Here is a 17719-nt window from a genome sequence, read left to right as displayed (position 1 = left end):
AACCCTGGCCCGGCGTCGCTCGGGCCGCCTTCAGTTGCGCACGGTGACGATGGTCACGCGGCGGTTCTCCGGCGCATCGACGCGCGCGGCATTCAACGGCTCGCTGGAGCCCTTGCCCACCGCGGTCAGCCGCTCAGGCAGGATGCCATGCTTGCCGGTCAGGTAGGCCATCACGGCCTCGGCGCGCAACTGCGACAGGCGCTGGTTGCCCGCGGCTTCGCCGCGCGCGTCGGCGTGCCCTTCGACGCGGAAGGAAAAGCCCGCCAGCGTGTCGGATTGCAGCGCACGCGCCAGCGTGTCGATCTGGCCCTGCGTGTCGGCGGCCAGTTCGGTGGAGTTGGTCGCGAACGTGATCAGCAGGCTGGCCCGGCCCGGCCCGGCCTTCACGGGTGCGCCGCCCGGCTTGCTGGCCGGACGGAAGCCCCGGGTGGCGCCACTGGCAGCACCCTCGGGCGGCGCAATGGCCAGGGCATCCACCAGGGCCGCCTCGGTCACCTGGGCCCCCTTGAGCACCGGGTTGGCGGAGGCCGCGTTGGCTGGCGCCTCGACCTGGGCCTGCGCGGCAACGGCCAGCCCCAGGAACCAGGCTGCGGCGAAGCGCATCGTCAGGGGGTTCGTGCGTGTGATCTGCATGGTCTTCCTTTGTTGGATGGGGCATGGCCTGGGCACTGCCCGGCTCATTGGCGAACGTCGAGCTGGCGCTGCTCGAAAAGGTAGTCGCCACCGCTTTGATGGCCCACGACGGCACCGTACTGCGGCCGCTGCGGCAGCTCGCGCGCCACCGCGAAGCGCACGCGCTCGAACACGTTGCCGCCCATCTGCCAGTTGCCGACGCCGCCCAACTGTTTCATGAGATTCCAGGCGAAGGGGGAATGGCCGTCCTTGCCGTCATCGAACACCGGCTCGTTGCCCCCCGAAGACATGACCACCATGCTGCGGCGCGACAGCACCTGGCCGGGATCCACCGTGCCGGGCGTGACGCGGATGCGTTCGCCGCTGACGAGGGTGCCGGAGTAGCAGCTGTCGGAGATGAGCGCCACCTGCGACGCGCCGATCTGGCTCATCAGGCGGCCGATGTCGGCATTGGACAACCAGCTTTCAGGCCGCTTGGCGCCGCTGTCGGCCAGCTGCCAGTAGCCCAGCCCCGTGGCATCGACCACCGCACCGTGCCCCGCGTAATAGATGGTCACGGAGTCTTTCGGGCCCAGTTCCAGTGCCAGCCGATTCAGCGCACTGACGACCGCCTGCTTGCTGGCATTGGGCAGCACCACGGTTTCATAACCCAGCCGGCTCTCGAACAGACCGGCGACGGCGCGTGCGTCGCCCACCGCGTTGCCGAGCTGCGGGATCTCGGCATCGGCATAGCGGTCTACACCGATCAGCAAGGCCAGCTTGCGCTCGATCTGCGGCAAGGCCGCCGTCTTGACACGGCGCTTGCTGAACAAGGACGCCATCGGTGGCGATGCGACGGCTGGGGCGGTCGCGGGGGTCGCTGCAGCGGTGGACGGCGCGGGACCTGGCCCCGGCCCTGGCACCGGGGCCGGGGCAGCCAGGGACGCGGCGGCAGCGGCGGGAGCGGGGGCGGGGGCGGCAGCAGGCATGGTCGCCTCGCGCTGCAACCTCGCCTGCTCATCGCGCTTGAGTTCGGCGGTGATCAGGCACTTGCCGGTCGCCAAGTCCTCGCGGTTGGTACAGGGCGGCAGGTCGGCCAGACCCGGGTCCTGCGCCAGGCGCTGCAGCGCGTCGGCGAACAGCGCGCGCTTGTAGCCGTCGCGCGCGGCCAGAATGCCGCGCAACTGCGCCGACGAGGCACCGCCCACGTCAATGCCACCGAAGAGGTCACCCGCGGGGCCCGTCGCCTGACCGGCCACGCCAGGCGGGATGGGCCGCGTCAGGTCGAGCAGCCCGGCGCCTTGCCGGTTCGGGACCGGCGGCGGCGGCAGGACCGCCTGCAGCGCCTGGACCAGCGTGGCATTCCCGCCCTGGCCCTGGGCGGCGGCCGGGTTCGGCCCGGCGATCACCAGGGCTTGCGCGTTGCCTGGGGCCTGCACCAGGACATAGTTGGCTGCTTGCAAGCCACTGCCGAAGATGCCGTAGCCGCCCGCCGGTGCCAGGCTGCTGGGCAGCGACAGGCTGAAGCTCAGCGCGCCGGTGGTGGCGTTGGCTTGGCTGTCCCCCGGCACGAAGCCTTCGACATGCCCGCTCGGCGCCGGCAACGGATCGCCAGTGAACACGAACAGCGGTTGCGCAACGTAGCGCAAGGTCGCGGGCGTGATGTTGGCGGTGAAGCCGGCGGGCTGCTGCAGCACATAGTTGCCGGCGTCCGCCCCGCTGATCGTGAACCCGCTGACCGCAACGGGCTTCGCGGTGCCGACGTTGCCATCGTTGAACAGCGATTGCACGCTGCCACCCAGGCTCACCTGGTCGGTGCCCAGCGGGTTGATGGCCGCAGTGCCGCCCAGGCTGGCCTGCCGCGTGCCGTCGTAGACCTTGTCGTTGGCCGTGAGCCCGCCGACCGTCAGCGTCGCAGCGGTGATGTCGGCCGTCAAGCTTGCAGGCAACTGCAGGCTGTAGTTGCCCGCATCCGCGCCGGTGAGCGAGAAACCGCTGAGCGTGACGGCCTTGCCCTGGCCGACGTTCTTGTCCGAGAAGCGCGCCTGCCCCTGGTTCAGGCCCAGGGCATCGCCCGCCAGCCCCGCCACGCTTGCCGAGCCTCGCAACGTGGCCAGCGCCGTCGCGTCGTAGACCTTGTTGTTGACGACGACACCGTTCAGAGCCAATGTCAGCGGCGTGATGTCGGCCGTCAGGCTCGCAGGCAACTGCAGGCTGTAGTTGCCCGCATCCGCGCCGGTGAGCGAGAAGCCGCTGAGCGTGACCACCTTGCCCTGGCCGACGTTCTTGTCCGAGAAACGCGCCTGCCCCTGGTTCAGGCCCAGGGCATCGCCCGCCAGCCCCGCCACGCTTGCCGAGCCGCCCAGCGTGGCCAGCGTCGTCGCGTCGTAGACCTTGTTGTTGACGACGACACCGTTCAGAGCCAATGTCAGCGGCGTGATGTCGGCCGTCAGGCTCGCAGGCAACTGCAGGCTGTAGTTGCCCGCATCCGCGCCGGTGAGCGAGAAGCCGCTGAGCGTGACCACCTTGCCCTGGCCGACGTTCTTGTCCGAGAAACGCGCCTGCCCCTGGTTCAGGCCCAGGGCATCGCCCGCCAGCCCCGCCACGCTTGCCGAGCCGCGCAGCGTGGCCAGCGTCGTCGCGTCGTAGACCTTGTTGTTGACGACGACGCCGTTGAGCGACAGCGACAGCGGCGTGATGTCGGCCGTCAGGCTCGCAGGCAACTGCAGGCTGTAGTTGCCCGCATCCGCGCCGGTGAGCGAGAAACCGCTGAGCGTGACGGCCTTGCCCTGGCCGACGTTCTTGTCCGAGAAGCGCGCCTGCCCCTGGTTCAGGCCCAGGGCATCGCCCGCCAGCCCCGCCACGCTTGCCGAGCCTCGCAACGTGGCCAGCGCCGTCGCGTCGTAGACCTTGTTGTTGACGACGACACCGTTCAGAGCCAATGTCAGCGGCGTGATGTCGGCCGTCAGGCTCGCAGGCAACTGCAGGCTGTAGTTGCCCGCATCCGCGCCGGTGAGCGAGAAGCCGCTGAGCGTGACCACCTTGCCCTGGCCGACGTTCTTGTCCGAGAAACGCGCCTGCCCCTGGTTCAGGCCCAGGGCATCGCCCGCCAGCCCCGCCACGCTTGCCGAGCCGCGCAGCGTGGCCAGCGTCGTCGCGTCGTAGACCTTGTTGTTGACGGCCACACCGTTCAGAGCCAACGCCAGCGGCGTGATGTCGCCGGTCAGCGACAGCGGCACGACCACCGTGTAGTTCTGCGCCAGGCCGCCATTGCTGCCATCACTCACCTGATAGCCGTTCAGCGTCACCGACTTGTTCGTGCCGACGTTCTTGTCGCTGAACTGCCCCTGCGCAGCGATGTTGAGCGTCTCGTTGCCGACCAGGCCGCTCACGGCGCCAAGGGTGATCGAGGCGGCCGTGTTGCCGTCGTAGACCTTGCTGACGCCTGCCATGCTGGCCGTCACTTGCTTGGGCTGGATCACGCCCGAGATCGACGTGTTGACCGTCAGGCCGTAGACGGGCTTGTTGTCGCTGTCGGTGAACTGGAAGGGCGACGCATGGCTGTCGTCGTAGTAGGACACCGACTGCGCTGCGGGTGCCCCGCCACTGCCGCGCACGACGTTCTTCGAGTCGAACAGGGCATAGGCCGTGCTGTTCAGTGAGGCATTGAAGCCTTCGTCCAGGGAGTAGGTCAGCCCGCGGACGGTCGCATTGCGGGTGCCGTCGTAGGCACGCGTGGCGGCCGAACCAGAGACGTTCGCGGTCAATGTGTCATCGGTGACAAGCCCGTTGCCCACATCCCCGGCCCAGGCCGAGGCGCTGGTGGCGCCATAGCGCGTGAAGTCGCGAGCCAGATCGCCGGCATAGAAGCCTTCGCTGTTGATGCCGCTCGCCCAGATGATCCAGCGCCCGCCGCCGTTCACCAGCAGGGGCAGCCCTTCGGTGATGAACGCGTAGAACGAGGACACAGGGCGGCTGCCGTTGCTGATGACGATGGCATCGCCGCTGGCACTGGACCGGACCCAGGCGTCGGACTCCAGCGTGACGCTGCTGGCCTGCAAACGCACCCGCCCGGTCACGTCGATGGAGGCGTTCTCGAGCGTGATCGAGCCGGAGTCACCCGCGCGCAGGAACACCTCGGAGAAGTTGCCGTTGATGGACGAATAGCTGGTCGCGCGGATGTCCTGGTCGGCCAGCAGCGTGAGCCGGCACTGGTTCGTGAGGCAGGACGATCCGCCGATGTTGGCGCCGTCGAGGTAGATGCTGCCGGACTGAGACCCGCCGCCGCTGGTGGACACCGTGACCTGCGCACCGGTCGCCAGCGCCGCGTTGAGCGTCGATGTGGAGATCGTGGCGTCATTGCCGGTCGCGGTGAAACTCGCGTTGAAGCCGGCGTCGGAGACTTCATCCGAAATCGTGATGTCGTAGGGGTCCAGCAGCCAGTTGCCCGCCTGGCCATGCGGCGCCGTCACATCCAGGCGACGCGGCCGCGCATCCAGCCAGCGACCCGAGGTTTCGATGAAGCCGCCGTTGCCCCCCAGCGACCCGCCACGGGCGCTGAGCGAACCGAAGGCACGGGTGGCCACGTCGCTCCACAGGATGATGCGCCCGCCGTCGCCGCGCTCCGTCGCATCCGCACTGATGCTGGCGTCGGGCCCGAAAAACACGGCTTGCGCATTGGGCAGGCTGGTGTCGCGCCCCTGCTGACCACCGCCCACGAACACCTCGCCGCCGCCCAGACGGCCGCTGGCGCTGACGCTCGCATCGTCGAACAGCCCCACTTCGCGCCCCAGCAGCGTGACGCGACCACCCGTTTCTCCATCGGCCGCGGTGACGCTGCCGGCGAGCAGGCTGAGGCGCTCACTGGCCTTGAGCACGATCTCGCCTGCCGGGCCACGCTCCAGGCTGTCTGCACGCACGATGCCTTGCTGGTTGACTGCGGCCGCATGGATGTCGATCCGGCCTCCGGCGGCCGCCAGCGTGCCGAGGTTGAGTGCCTCGCCTTGCGGTGCCGTGACTTTCACGCTCAGGTGGGGCGCCCCCGTGTCCAGCAGTTCGACGCTCTGGCCCGCCGCCAGCACCACCTGCCCACCCGGGGTTTCGATCAGCCCGCGGTTCTCCACCGTGCCACCCAGCAGTGCCACGCGACCGCCCAGGCTGGTGCGCAGTTGCCCCTCGTTGACCACGCCCGCCGCCGGCCCGCTGCTGCTGAAGGCGTAGCGGCCGGCCAGCCAATCCTGGTTGCTCAGGTTGAGGGTGGACACCACCAGGCCCGCCACGTCGACGCGGGCGCCCTGGCCGAAGAGCACGCCGTTCGGATTCAACAGCCAGACGCGGCCATTGCTGGACAGGCTGCCCAGGATGGCCGACGGATCGTTGCCCGTGACCCGGTTGAGCACCTGGCTGGCCGCGCTGGGCTGCACGAAATGCACGCCGTTGCCGGCACCGATGGAAAAGCTCTGCCAGTTCAGGATGGCGTTGGCCGAGTTGGTGACGGTCATCTGGCCGCCGTTGACCTGGACGGTGGCCTGGCCCGCTGCCACGTTCAACCCGCCGGGCAGTGTCTGGCCCTGGGCCTGGGGCAGCAGCGCGGCAGCCAGCAGGAACGCCAGCGGGCGAACCTTGAGGTGGCGCGGGCTGAGAGAGGAAAAATGCTTCATGGACGTCAAGCCTCAGTGGAAGCTATAGGCAACACGCAAGTGCACGCGTTGGTCATGGCGGGCCGTGCGCACGCCCTTGTCGAGCGCGAGGGCCCAGTCCAGCGAGACTTGCAAGCCGCTGCCACCCAGCCGCGCGCCCAGACCCAGCGAACTCAGGTTGCAGCGACTTTGCAGATCACGGCACGGCGTTCCCAGGTGGTTCATGGCTCGCCCGGCATCGACGAAGCCCAGCAGCCGAAACTGGTCGACCGCGCGGAAGGCGCCGCCGGCGAGATTGGGTCCATACAGCTCCAGCGATCCCGCCAGACCGCTGTCACCGATCACCTCGCGCTCTTCATAGCCGCGCACCGCCGTGCTGCCACCCACGCCGAACTGCTCCCCAGGCACCAGCGCATCGGGGCTCAACTGCCCTTGCACGCGCAACGCCAGCTGCCATTGCTCCAGCAACTTGAGCTGGGTCGAAGCATTGGCGCGCAGGCTGGTGTAGCCGGGCGTGGCACCCGGGCGCACGGCCGCGAAATTGCCAGCGCCGGCATGGCGACCACCCATGTCCAGCCCTTGCGCCAGGTTCAACTGCAACGCCATGGGCACGTCGCCGGACCACTGCAGCAGGTAGTCCACCGACAGCGGGTGCACGGCCACGCTTTCGCCGGCCGTTCCGCAGGCGCCGGCGGGCAAGCCGCTGATGGCGCAGTTGTTGATGTACGCGCGGTGATCCAGGCCCAAGGCCAGACGCTGCACCAGTTCGCCGTTGCGCACAAGCTGGCCGCCCAGACGCACGCCCAGCACTTCGCCCTTGCCGCTGAACTGCAGCGGCCCTGCGACCGTCGAGGTCGTGCCGCCGTCGACATCCGAATAGGCGGCGAAGGCGTCCAGCACGAGGCCGGCGTCATACAGCGGCGCCCGGTAGCTGGCACTGAACACACGCACGGAATCCAGTTTCTCGGGCGACGTCTGGAACTGCAACGACAGCACGTGATCCCGGTCCCAGAGCCCGGCGCGCTGGTAAGCGACGTTGGCACGCAGACGGCCGGAACCGGCATTGCCGGTGTTGTCCAGGCCCAGGATCCAGGTGCCCTGCGGAGATTCGGTGACGCTGACGTTGGCATCCACATCGCCCGGAGCCGTCCCGGCCTCCAGTGAGACCGCGACCTGCCGTGACGGGTTCTCGTTGGCCAGCTGTACCTGCGCGTCGACACGTCGCAGTTGCGGCGTCTGGCCCTCGGCCAGCCCCGGCAGGCTGCGCCGCACCACCGCCTCGCTCGCCACCTGGTTGCCGACGACGACCACCCGGCGGATGCGCCCCTCCAGCACCGCCAGCGTGGCCATGCCGCTGGGGCCGCTCTGCTGCGGTACGTAGGCAATCACCGCCCCGTATCCCGCCTCGCGATAGAGGTCTTGCAGCGCGGCGGCAGCGGCCTGCAGTTCCGCAAGGCTTCTCTCGCCTTTGAACGGCGCAAGGACGTCGTCGATACGGGACGCTGGCAACAGGGTGTTCCCGGTGACGCGGAACTCCCGCACCATCACCCGGGGCTCGGCACCCGATTGCGCCAACGCCGAATCTGCGCCGTAGGGCGAACCGGCCAACAAAAGCGCGGACAGCGCGAACCGGCTGAGCATGTTCTTGTGCATCTCAATCCAGACGCTATCTGACAACACGGTGCGACAGGTAGCCCCTTGAACAGGCGACATGGGCGATGGATTGGCCCGCGATCCGGCGCTCATGTTCACCGCTGAGGACGCGTCAAGCCGGCCCCAAGTCGTCCGGCAATTTGTCGCACTTGCGCCAAGTGTTGCCATTTGGGCGCGGCATCGCGCCAGCAGTCCTCGATAACGCACGCTGCGCCGAGCCCATGGCCCGCTAGTCTTGCGCTGCGCTGGGCCTTGCCCGGCACGACGCTGCCGGCCCGTCGTGGTCACTGCCGGCCACACCACCACCGCCGACACCGCACACCATGGACAGCGCGCGCAACTCGCCCAGGCCGGGCCTACGCCAGAAACTCATCATCGGCGGCATCGCCGCGGCGCTGCTGCTGGCGCTCTTCGGTCTGTCGCTGCTGCGGGAGCGCACGGCCGTCGAGGTCCAGGCGCGCAAGAACGCCACGGCGCTTGCCTTCGAGAGCGCGCCGCAGCAGTGGCTGCTGCATCCGCGCGAGGCGTCGGAGTTCGAGCGCGCGCTGCAGGCGGGCGAGGTGGCGGCCCTGGGCGTCGATGGTCGCCTGGTGCTCTACACCGACCGCGCCGGCCAGCACTTCAGCACGCGTCTCATCGACTGCGGCTTCACCTGCAAGAACGAACTGGGCTCGCGGCTCGGAGAGCTGAGCGTGGCCCAGCGCTTCGCGCTCACCGACATCAATGTCGACGCGCGCACGGCCGGGCAGCGGGTCAGCCAGTCGCTCGACCGCGCGGTGGAGACGGCTGGCCCCTTGCTGCTCCTCGTGCTGTTGCTCGGCGGGCTCGTCTACTTCCAGATGCGCGGCACGCTCGGCGGGCGCACGCGCCTGGCCGAGAAGCCCAGCATGCGATTCGACGGCGTCATCGGCGCCGACGAGGCCAAGAAGGCGCTGCGCCGTGTGGCGGCCTTCATGAAGGACCCGAAGCAATACGCCGCGGTGGGCGCGAAGGCGCCGCGCGGCGTGCTGCTGGACGGCCCGCCCGGCACCGGCAAGACGCTGCTGGCCCAGGCGCTGGCCGGCGAGTGCGGCGCCAGCTTCATTGCCGTGGACGGCTCCTGCTTCAGCTCCATGTTCTACGGGGCCGGCATCGGCAAGGTGAAGGAGCTGTTCAAGCGCGCCCGCGAGGCGGCCCCCTGCATCATCTTCATCGACGAGATCGACGGCATCGGCCGGCGCAGCAGCGGCAAGGAGAGCGCCGGTGGCGGCGAGCAGGAGCAGAACCGCATCATCAACCGGCTGCTGGTGGAGATGGACGGCTTCTCGTCGCTGGAGAACGTCGTCGTCATCGGCGCGACCAACCACGTCGACAACGTCGACGAGGCCATGCGCCGCCCTGGTCGCTTCGACATGATCGTGCGCACCACGCTGCCCACGGCCCCCGAGCGCCAACAGCTCTTCGGTCTGTACCTCGGCAAGGTGAAGGCGGCAGACGGCATCGACACGGCCGCCATCGCCCGCACGGCGTCGGGCATGTCGCCGGCGGACATCGCCAACTGCGTGAATCGCGCCGCCGCCTATGCGGCCGAGGCAGGCGAAGCGGTCGTCAGCCAGGCACGCGTGTACCAGTCACTGGAAACGCACCAACTGGGCGGCGAGGTGTCCAACACCAAGGATCTCATCACGCCCGAGACGCTGCGCCGCGTGGCCGTCCACGAGTCCGGCCATGCGCTCGTCGCCCACCTGCTGGACGCCGGCCGCGTGGAGCGCATCAGCATCGAGCCGCGCGGCCCGGCGCTGGGCGTGACCTATGTGAGCCGCCCCAACGAGGAGCCGCTGTACGGCGAGCGCGAGCTGCGCGCCCGCCTGGCCATGATGCTTGCCGGCCGCGAGGCCGAGCTGATCGCCTTCGGCAATGCATCGTCCGGCGCCGCGGACGACCTCAAGCGGGCTTCGGAACTGGCCACGTCCATGATCGGCTCCTATGGCTTTGGCAAGACTTTCGGGCTGCTCAGCATGGCCGGCGTGCCACGCGAGCTGATCGGCCCGGACGTGCAGAAGTCGCTGCTGGACGAAGCCCGCGCGCTGCTGGAAAGCGCCCAGGCCGAATGCCGCCGCGTGCTGCAAGACAAGCGAGAACGGCTCGATGCACTGACCGAGATGCTGCTGGGCGAAGAGACCCTCAGCGGCGCGCCCCTCAAGCAGCTGCTGTCGGGCGAGCCGGCCTGAGGCGCGGCGCAGGACACGGCGCTTCAACAGGGTCAGGCACCCGGCCCCGGCGGCCGGGTAAGCTTCGCCCCCTCATGAAAATTGTCTGTATCGGCTGGGGATCGCTCATCTGGAAACCCGGCGTGCTCCATTGCCTTGGCCCCTGGCAGGCTGGTGGCCCCGACCTGCCCATCGAATTCGCACGGACGTCGCAGGACGGACGCCTCACCCTCGTGTTGACCGAAGGCACCGCGGCGATGCCCACCCAATGGGTGGAACTGGGCTATGCCAAGCCTGAGCAGGCGCAGGAGGCGCTGGCGGGCCGCGAAGGCAGCGGCATCGATTCCATCGGGCTTTGGCCCGGACCCGCGCCCAAGAACGCCGTCGGCGCGGAGCGTATCGCCGATTGGGCACAAGCCCAGGGCATCGATGCGGTCGTGTGGACTGCGCTCAAGCCCAAGTTCGATGGCGTGTTCGGGCAGCCGCCACAAAGCGCCGACGCCGCGGTCAGCTACCTGCGCCAGCTCGACGGGCAGACGCTGGACAAGGCACGCGAATACGTGATGCGCGCGCCGGTGGACATGCGCACGGCCTTCCGCGCTGCCTTCGAGGCCCAGCTCGGGTGGTTGCCGCTTGATCCCCAGGCGCAGCAGCCTGAGGTGTCGACGCCGCATCAGCCTGCTTGATCTGAGCCGCGGCGCGCATCGCGGCTCTTGCCGCGCGCTCGGCACCAAGGAGCTGGTGCCCGGGACGGGACTTGAACCCGTACGCCCCTTTCGAGGCGGCGGATTTTAAGTCCGCTGCGTTTACCGATTTCGCCACCCGGGCAGCGGGCGGATTATCCGGGCCGCACCAAAGAAAACGGGAGATTCGATCAACGAATCTCCCGTGAAGTTTGGAGCGGGATAAGAGGCTCGAACTCTCGACCTATACCTTGGCAAGGTATCGCTCTACCAACTGAGCTAATCCCGCATTTCGTCCGGTCTTTCAACCAGACATCGGTGCGAACCGATTTTATGGAGCGGGTAACGAGGCTCGAACTCGTGACCTCAACCTTGGCAAGGTTGCGCTCTACCAACTGAGCTACACCCGCGTGAGTGCTTATTTCTGGAGGCGCGATCCGGAGTCGAACCGGACTAACCGGATTTGCAATCCGGGGCATAACCGCTTTGCTATCGCGCCGCCGTAAAACCCAAGCCAGAGCCGTTTGGCGCGACCCTGACGGAAAAGGGAAGCCTGGGCTTCCCTTTCGGAAAAAACTGGAGCGGGATAAGAGGCTCGAACTCTCGACCTATACCTTGGCAAGGTATCGCTCTACCAACTGAGCTAATCCCGCTTTGCTTCTCTACTCAGACAACCATGCAGCTGCCTGCCTAGCGAAGCTGGCATTGTAATCCAATTTTTAGTCGGATGACAAGCCAGTTGCACACTGTCAGTGAGGCACTGCCGTGCTCTTGGCGGCGCCCTCGTCCGGCTTGGCTGCAGCCACGGCGACTTCCTCGTCGGGCAACGGCGTGGGCATGGTTTCAAGCGCCACTTCCAGCACGCGTTCGATCCAGCGCACCGGCACGATCTCGAGCTGGTTCTTGACGTTCTCCGGAATGTCCTGCAGGTCCTTGACGTTCTCTTCCGGGATCATCACGGTCTTGATGCCGCCGCGGTGAGCGGCGAGCAGCTTTTCCTTCAGGCCACCGATGGCGGTCACTTCGCCACGCAGCGTGATCTCGCCGGTCATCGCGACGTCGGCCCGCACGGGGATGCCGGTCAGCGCCGACACGAAGGCCGTCGTCATTGCAGCACCGGCGCTCGGGCCGTCCTTGGGCGTGGCGCCATCGGGCACGTGCACGTGCACGTCACGCTTCTCGAAGACCTCGTCCTTGATGCCCAGACGACGGGCACGTGAACGCACCACGGTGCGCGCGGCCTCGACCGACTCCTTCATCACGTCGCCGAGCGAACCCGTGCGGATGATGTTGCCCTTGCCCGGCATGGCGGTGGCCTCGATGGTCAGCAGATCGCCGCCCACCTCGGTCCACGCCAGACCCACGACCTGACCCACCTGGTTCTTCTTCTCGGCGCGGCCGAAGTCGTACTTGCGCACGCCCAGGAAGTCGTTCAGGTTGTCCTCGGTGACCGTCACCTTGCCTTCGTAGGTCTTGAGCTGGATGCCCTTGACCACCTTGCGGCAGATCTTGGACATCTCGCGCTCCAGCGAGCGAACGCCGGCTTCACGCGTGTAGTAGCGGATCACGCCGCGCACCGCGGACTCGGTGACGTCAAGCTCCTCGTCCTGCACGCCATTGTTCTTGCGTTGCTTGGGCAGCAGGTAGGTCTGAGCGATGTTGACCTTCTCGTCCTCGGTGTAGCCCGACAGGCGGATGACTTCCATCCGGTCCAGCAGGGCCGGCGGGATGTTCATCGAGTTGGACGTGGCGACGAACATCACGTCGGACAGGTCGAAATCGACCTCGACGTAGTGGTCGCCGAAGGTGTGGTTCTGCTCGGGGTCGAGGACTTCCAGCAGCGCCGAGGACGGGTCGCCGCGGAAGTCCATGCCCAGCTTGTCGATCTCGTCGAGCAGGAACAGCGGGTTGCGCGTGCCGATCTTGGACAAGCTCTGCAGCACCTTGCCCGGCATGGAGCCGATGTAGGTGCGGCGGTGGCCGCGGATCTCGGCTTCATCGCGCACGCCGCCCAGCGCCATGCGGATGAACTTGCGGCCGGTGGCGCGCGCCACGCTCTGGCCGAGCGAGGTCTTGCCGACACCCGGAGGGCCGACCAGGCACAGGATGGGTGCCTTGACCTTCTCGACGCGCTGCTGCACCGCGAGATATTCCAGGATGCGGTCCTTGACCTTGTCGAGGCCGTAATGGTCCTCGTTCAGCACCGCCTCGGCATTGCCCAGGTCGTACTTGATCTTGGTCTTCTTGCTCCACGGCAGGTTGACCAGCGTGTCGATGTAGTTGCGCACCACCGTGGCTTCGGCGGACATGGGCGACATGAGCTTGAGCTTCTTCAGCTCGGCGTCGGCCTTCTTGCGCGCTTCCTTGGGCATGCGGGCCGCGAGGATCTTCTTCTCGAGCTCCTCCATGTCGGCGCCGTCTTCGCCGTCGCCCAGCTCCTTCTGGATGGCCTTCACCTGCTCGTTCAGGTAGTACTCGCGCTGGCTCTTCTCCATCTGCCGCTTGACGCGGCCACGGATGCGCTTCTCGACCTGCAGGATGTCGACCTCGTGCTCGAGCAGGTCGAGCAGCTTCTCCAGCCGCTTGGCCACGTCGGAGAGGTCCAGCACGGCTTGCTTGGCATCCAGCTTGAGCGGCAGGTGCGCAGCGATCGTGTCGGCCAGCCGGCCCGGGTCGTCGATGCCGCCAATGGACGTGAGGATCTCGGGCGGGATCTTCTTGTTGAGCTTGACGTACTGGTCGAACTGCTGCGTCACGGCGCGGCGCAGCGCCTCGACCTCGGGCTTGTGCTCGGTCTCGGGCGGGATGGGCGTGACTTCAGCGACGAAGTGCTCGCCGGGCTCGCTGATGGCGCTGGTGGTGGCGCGCTGCAGGCCTTCGACAAGCACCTTCACGGTGCCGTCAGGCAGCTTCAGCATCTGCAGGATGCTGGAGACGCAACCGACTTCGAACATGTCTTCGGGCTTGGGCTCGTCCTTGCCGGCGGCCTTTTGCGCGACCAGCATGATCTGGCGGCCGGCTTCCATCGCGGCTTCCAGGGCCTTGATGGACTTGGGGCGCCCGACGAACAGCGGGATGACCATGTGCGGGAAGACGACGACGTCACGCAGCGGCAGCAGCGGCAACGTGATCGGGTCGGCGGGGAGGATGGGATGTCCGGACATGAAGACCTCTCTTTCTCAGGCCGATGTGCGGCCTGAGGGGGCTATTGCAAGTTGAGGGCTTGGTGCAGGCTCAGGCGCTGGCCTTTTGTTCGCGATAGACCAGCAAGGGACGTGCCGATGTGTCCTCGATGTTGTGCTCGTCCAGCACGACCTTCTCGACACCATCGAGCGCGGGCAGCTCGAACATGGTGTCGATCAGGGACTGTTCCATGATGGAACGCAGGCCGCGTGCGCCGGTCTTGCGGGCCAGCGCCTTGCGGGCGATGGCGGCCAGGGCCGGCTTGCGGATCTCGAGCTCGACGCCGTCCATCTCGAACAGCTGCTGGTACTGCTTGACCAGCGCGTTCTTGGGCTCGGTCAGGATCTGCACCAGCGCGTCTTCGGTCAGCTCGCCCAGCGTCGCGACAACGGGCAGGCGACCGACCAGTTCGGGGATGAGGCCGAACTTGATGATGTCCTCAGGCTCGCACTCGCGGAAGACCTCGCCGACGCGCTTGTCGCTCTTGCTCTTCACGGTCGCGCCGAAGCCGATGCCGGACTTCTCGCTGCGGTTCTGGATGACCTTCTCCAGGCCGTCGAACGCACCGCCGCAGATGAACAGGATGTTGGTCGTGTCGATCTGCAGGAAGTCCTGGTTCGGGTGCTTGCGGCCGCCCTGCGGCGGCACCGAGGCCATCGTGCCTTCGACGAGCTTGAGCAGCGCCTGCTGCACGCCCTCGCCCGACACGTCGCGCGTGATGGAGGGGTTGTCGGCCTTGCGCGATATCTTGTCGATCTCGTCGATGTAGACGATGCCGCGCTGCGCACGTTCGACGTCGTAATTGCAGTTCTGCAGCAGCTTCTGGATGATGTTCTCGACATCCTCGCCCACGTAGCCGGCTTCGGTCAGCGTGGTGGCGTCGGCGATCACGAACGGCACGTTCAAGAGGCGCGCCAGCGTCTGTGCCAGCAGCGTCTTGCCCGAGCCCGTGGGGCCGATCAGCAGGATGTTGCTCTTGGACAGCTCGACCGAGTCCTTGGTCGCCGCCATGTGGCGCAGGCGCTTGTAGTGGTTGTAGACGGCCACCGCCAGCGTGCGCTTGGCGACGTCCTGGCCGATCACGTACTGGTCCAAGCTCGCCTTGATCTCGCTGGGCACCGGCAGGTCGGACTTGGCCGAGCGCGCTGCGGGCGCAGGCGCCGGAATCTCGTCGCGGACGATGTCGTTGCACAGCTCGATGCACTCATCGCAGATGAACACCGAGGGGCCTGCGATCAGCTTCTTGACCTCGTGCTGGCTCTTGCCGCAGAACGAGCAGTACAGAACTTTTTCGCTGGAGGTGCCTTTTTTGTCGGCCATGGGCTGCTCGGGAGATGCCAGTAATCAGGCGGGTACCTGAATGATGATAGTCCAAACGATACCAGGGCCCTCGTGGGGATAAGGGCCCTGATTCCGCTGCGAATTGGGAGGCCGGTGACGGCCTCTCACGACCTTCAGGGGCGGTGTTCCAGCACCTGGTCGATGAGGCCGTAGCCCTGCGCCTCGGGAGCGGACATGAAATAGTCCCGCTCGGTGTCGGACTGGATTTTCTCCAGGCTCTGGCCTGTGCGCTCGGCCAGGATGCGATTGAGCGCGTCGCGCGTCTTCAGGATTTCACGCGCATGGATTTCGATGTCGGTCGCCTGCCCCTGCGCGCCGCCCAGCGGCTGGTGGATCATGATCTTGGAATTGGGCAGCGCGAAGCGCTTGCCCTTGGCGCCGGCCGCCAGCAGGAAGGCACCCATGCTGGCCGCCATGCCCATGCACAGCGTCGACACCTCGGGCTTGATGAACTGCATGGTGTCGAAGATCGACATGCCGGCCGACACGCTGCCGCCGGGGCTGTTGATGTACAGCGAGATCTCCTTGTCGGGGTTCTCGCTCTCCAGGAACAGCATCTGCGCGACGACCAGGTTGGCAACGCCGTCGTTGACGGGGCCGACCAGGAAGATGATGCGCTCGCGCAGCAGGCGCGAGTAGATGTCGTAGGCGCGCTCGCCGCGACCCGACTGTTCGATGACCATGGGCACCAGGCCCAGATTGCTGGTTTCGAGAGCGCTCAATTCAGTTCCTTGGAAACAAGTCAGTGACTGCCGATATGGGGGCAGATTATGGCCACGCAAGTAACAAGGGCGCCGGCCTCGCGGCACGGCGCCCTTGATGAGGCCAGGGGCTATCAGGCGTTGGCCGTGGCCATCAGCTCGTCGAAGGGCAGCGACTTGTCGACGACCTTGGCCGTGGCCAGCACGAAGTCCGTGACATTGTTCTCGACCACGACGGCTTCGACTTCGGCCATGCGATCACGGTCGCTCAGGTACCAGCGCATGACTTCAGCGGGCTTCTCGTAGCTCTGCGACAGCTCTTCGATGTGCGCCTGCATCTGCGCGGGCTTGGCCTGCAGGTTGTTGGCGCGCACCAGCTCGGCCACCACCAGGCCCAGGCGCACGCGGCGCTCGGCTTGCGGCTTGAAGATGTCGGTGGGGATCTCGGCCTTGTCGGCATCCTTGACGCCGCGCTTCTTGAGGTCCTCGCGGGCCTGGCCGACCATGCGCTCGGCTTCGCTCAGCACCAAGGCGTTCGGCACGTCCAGCTCGGACACGGCCACCAGCGCATCCATGACGGCACCCTTGTTGCGGGCCAGCACGCGGAACTTCACTTCGCGCTCGAGGTTCTTCTTGATGTCGGCGCGCAGCGCCTCGACCGAAGCGTCCTTGATGCCCAGCGACTTGGCGAACGCCTCATTCACTTCGGGCAGGTGCTGGGCTTCGATCTTCTTGACCGTGACCAGGAAGTCGGCTTCCTTGCCGGCCACGTCCTTGCCGTGGTAGTCCTCGGGGAACTGCAGCGGGAAGGTCTTGCTCTCGCCCGACTTCATGCCGCGCACGGCCGCGTCGAACTGTTCCAGCATCTGGCCTTCGCCGATCAGGAACTGGAAGGCCTCGGCCTTGCCGCCCTGGAAGGGCTCGCCGTCGATCTTGCCTTCGAAATCGATGGTGACACGGTCACCCACCTGGGCCACATCGGCGGCGGCGCGCTGGGCAAAGCTGCGGCGCTGCTTGCGCAGGATCTCGACGGTCTTGTCGATGGCTTCGTCGGTCACGTCGCTGGTGACGCGTTCAACTTGCGCACCGGCCAGGTCGCCGATCTTGACTTCGGGATAGACCTCGAAGGTGGCGTCGAACGCCATCTGGCCTTCAGGCGCCTGGTCCTTCTGCTCAATGCGTGGCATGCCGGCGACGCGCAGCTGCGCCTCGTTGGCGGCGGCATTGAAGGCCTGGCCGAGCTTGTCGTTGACGACCTCGTACTGCACCGAGTAGCCGTAGCGCTGGGCCACGACATTCATCGGCACCTTGCCGGGGCGGAAGCCATCGGCCTTGACGGTGCGGGCCAGCTTCTTCAGGCGGGATTCGACTTCGCTGTTGATGTCAGCCGCCGCCACGTTCAAGGTGATGCGGCGTTCCAGCTTTTCGAGGGTTTCGACGGTGACGGCCATGATGGACTCGGAAACGTTGTTGACAGTGGTGCGCGGGGCCGGACTCGAACCGGCACGCCCGTGAAGGCGTCAGGACCTAAACCTGGTGCGTCTACCAATTTCGCCACCCGCGCGGTCTGGGTTGGGCTGCCCGTACTCGCATGACCACTCTCGCGCTCATGTTCATGCCGTGGCAACCCCGTAGGCGATTCGGCAAACCGGCGATTGTAGCGACCTCGCGCGGTCAGCCCGCCGCCCCTTGGTCGGGGGCGGCACAAACCCTGAAAA

9 protein-coding genes and 6 tRNA genes are annotated in these 17719 nt (G+C 67.0%); 2 read left to right on the top strand and 13 right to left on the bottom strand.

Annotated features, from left to right (window positions below; genetic code table 11):
- Nucleotides 1–30: 30 nt before the first annotated feature.
- Genes ACO07H_RS08815 through ACO07H_RS08805 form a run of 3 tightly spaced genes read right to left on the bottom strand, consistent with a single transcriptional unit; the run spans nt 31 to nt 7904 of the window.
- Nucleotides 31–633: an OmpA family protein gene (locus ACO07H_RS08815; protein WP_422013181.1), complete on the bottom strand. Its 603-nt coding sequence runs from the start codon at nt 631–633 to the stop codon at nt 31–33.
- 44 nt (nt 634–677) lie between these two features.
- Nucleotides 678–6272, bottom strand: coding sequence for a YDG domain-containing protein (locus ACO07H_RS08810; protein WP_422013179.1), 5595 nt, complete (start codon nt 6270–6272; stop codon nt 678–680).
- Between the two features lie 12 nt (nt 6273–6284).
- A complete protein-coding gene (locus tag ACO07H_RS08805; protein ID WP_422013177.1) occupies nt 6285–7904 on the bottom strand; it encodes a ShlB/FhaC/HecB family hemolysin secretion/activation protein in 1620 nt (539 codons plus the stop codon).
- 323 nt (nt 7905–8227) lie between these two features.
- On the opposite strand from ACO07H_RS08805, the gene ACO07H_RS08800 reads away from it, so the two are divergent.
- Entirely contained in the window at nt 8228–10114 is a 1887-nt protein-coding gene (locus ACO07H_RS08800) for an AAA family ATPase (protein WP_422013175.1), read from the top strand.
- 122 nt (nt 10115–10236) lie between these two features.
- Nucleotides 10237–10779, top strand: coding sequence for a hypothetical protein (locus tag ACO07H_RS08795; RefSeq protein WP_422013173.1), 543 nt, complete (start codon nt 10237–10239; stop codon nt 10777–10779).
- Between the two features lie 53 nt (nt 10780–10832).
- Here the strand turns inward: ACO07H_RS08795 and ACO07H_RS08790 are convergent.
- The 10 genes from ACO07H_RS08790 to ACO07H_RS08745 form a co-directional block, all read right to left on the bottom strand.
- Nucleotides 10833–10921: transfer RNA gene (locus ACO07H_RS08790), tRNA-Leu, on the bottom strand.
- Between the two features lie 68 nt (nt 10922–10989).
- Nucleotides 10990–11065, bottom strand: a tRNA-Gly gene (locus tag ACO07H_RS08785).
- 45 nt (nt 11066–11110) lie between these two features.
- Nucleotides 11111–11186, bottom strand: a tRNA-Gly gene (locus ACO07H_RS08780).
- A 15-nt stretch (nt 11187–11201) separates the two neighbouring features.
- Nucleotides 11202–11275, bottom strand: a tRNA-Cys gene (locus ACO07H_RS08775).
- A gap of 78 nt (nt 11276–11353) precedes the next feature.
- Nucleotides 11354–11429, bottom strand: a tRNA-Gly gene (locus ACO07H_RS08770).
- Between the two features lie 96 nt (nt 11430–11525).
- Nucleotides 11526–13940 (bottom strand): endopeptidase La, encoded by a 2415-nt coding sequence (gene lon, locus ACO07H_RS08765; protein WP_422013171.1) that lies wholly within the window; start codon nt 13938–13940, stop codon nt 11526–11528.
- Nucleotides 13941–14010: 70 nt separating this feature from the next.
- Nucleotides 14011–15279, bottom strand: a complete 1269-nt coding sequence (gene clpX, locus ACO07H_RS08760) for an ATP-dependent Clp protease ATP-binding subunit ClpX (protein WP_422013169.1) — start codon at nt 15277–15279, stop codon at nt 14011–14013.
- 134 nt (nt 15280–15413) lie between these two features.
- On the bottom strand, nt 15414–16022 hold the full coding sequence (gene clpP, locus ACO07H_RS08755) for an ATP-dependent Clp endopeptidase proteolytic subunit ClpP (RefSeq protein ID WP_422013167.1): 609 nt from the start codon (nt 16020–16022) through the stop codon (nt 15414–15416).
- A 113-nt stretch (nt 16023–16135) separates the two neighbouring features.
- Nucleotides 16136–17452, bottom strand: a complete 1317-nt coding sequence (gene tig / locus ACO07H_RS08750) for a trigger factor (RefSeq protein ID WP_422013165.1) — start codon at nt 17450–17452, stop codon at nt 16136–16138.
- 26 nt (nt 17453–17478) lie between these two features.
- Nucleotides 17479–17565, bottom strand: a tRNA-Leu gene (locus tag ACO07H_RS08745).
- Nucleotides 17566–17719 lie beyond the last annotated feature (154 nt).

Origin of the sequence: Roseateles sp. (assembly GCF_965229315.1) — a bacterium.
Taxonomy (GTDB): Bacteria; Pseudomonadota; Gammaproteobacteria; order Burkholderiales; family Burkholderiaceae_C; genus Pelomonas.
This window is presented reverse-complemented; position numbering and strand designations above follow the sequence as displayed.

Bases quoted from the DNA above. Each gene is read 5' to 3' on its own strand.
- ACO07H_RS08815 (WP_422013181.1), bottom strand. From the start codon at position 633: ATGCAGATCACACGCACGAACCCCCTGACGATGCGCTTCGCCGCAGCC.
- ACO07H_RS08810 (WP_422013179.1), bottom strand. From the start codon at position 6,272: ATGAAGCATTTTTCCTCTCTCAGCCCGCGCCACCTCAAGGTTCGCCCG.
- ACO07H_RS08805 (WP_422013177.1), bottom strand. From the start codon at position 7,904: ATGCACAAGAACATGCTCAGCCGGTTCGCGCTGTCCGCGCTTTTGTTG.
- ACO07H_RS08800 (WP_422013175.1), top strand. From the start codon at position 8,228: ATGGACAGCGCGCGCAACTCGCCCAGGCCGGGCCTACGCCAGAAACTC.
- lon (WP_422013171.1), bottom strand. From the start codon at position 13,940: ATGTCCGGACATCCCATCCTCCCCGCCGACCCGATCACGTTGCCGCTG.
- clpX (WP_422013169.1), bottom strand. From the start codon at position 15,279: ATGGCCGACAAAAAAGGCACCTCCAGCGAAAAAGTTCTGTACTGCTCG.
- tig (WP_422013165.1), bottom strand. From the start codon at position 17,452: ATGGCCGTCACCGTCGAAACCCTCGAAAAGCTGGAACGCCGCATCACC.